The organism is Pseudoalteromonas sp. BSi20311 (assembly GCF_000239875.1).
Classification (GTDB): Bacteria; Pseudomonadota; Gammaproteobacteria; order Enterobacterales; family Alteromonadaceae; genus Pseudoalteromonas.
Genome location: NZ_BADU01000049.1, coordinates 1 through 357 on the forward strand (window position 1 = coordinate 1; position 357 = coordinate 357).

Here is a 357-nt window from a genome sequence, read left to right on the forward strand (position 1 = left end):
TATTATGGTCGTGATCATGATGGTGGTGGGGTTCTCCATGGTGATGATGATCATCATGTAGGATAAAAACAGAGGCGACATTGACGACTAAACCTATAATCGCAACAACAATTGCTTCATTAAAATGAATTGATTGTGGTTCTATTAATCGTTGAACAGATTCTATTATCATCATCAATGCAACAATTGCTAAGGCAATAGCACTGGCAAAGCCACCTAAAGAGTTTACCTTGCCTGTTCCAAAGCTAAAGTCCTTATTGTTCGCATGCTTTTTAGCGTAAGAGTATGCAAAAATAGCAATGAGAAATGCCGCAGAGTGAGTTCCCATATGCCATCCATCAGCAAGCAGGGCCATAG

1 protein-coding gene is annotated in these 357 nt (G+C 40.1%); it reads right to left on the minus strand.

All coding sequences use genetic code 11. The features are described 5' to 3' along the window. Positions 1-357: cation diffusion facilitator family transporter (locus P20311_RS04490; protein WP_036984842.1), on the minus strand; the 357-nt coding region annotated here is incomplete at both ends.